At 55.1% G+C, this 363-nt stretch carries 1 pseudogene; it reads left to right on the top strand.

Going from position 1 to position 363, the window contains the following annotated elements:
- Positions 1-363 (top strand): annotated as a pseudogene (locus DEH07_00710) (hypothetical protein).

Here is a 363-nt window from a genome sequence, read left to right on the forward strand (position 1 = left end):
GCCTGCTCTTTGGCTCCGCCGCCTGGAGCTGCGCCGCTAGGGATGAATACCTCGGCTGGGACAGGGATACCCGGATTAATCACCTGCGCCTTTTAACCAACAACACCCGCTTTCTGATCTTGCCATGGGTGAGAGTTCCCCACCTGGCCAGCCACGTCCTTTCTATTATTATCAGGCGCATCCTAAAGTGACCTGCCTGCGGCAAGCAGGCTGGCAGAACAAGTACGGCCACAGTCTGCTTCTTTTGGAAACCTTCGTGGAAGTGGACCGGTTCCGTGGTACTTGTTACAAGGCAGCAAACTGGCGTTATGTCGGTCTGACTAAAGGCCGCAGCCGCAATGACCGCTATAACAGATTGCATGT

Origin of the sequence: Desulfotomaculum sp. (assembly GCA_003513005.1) — a bacterium.
Lineage (GTDB): Bacteria > Bacillota > Desulfotomaculia > Desulfotomaculales > Nap2-2B > 46-80.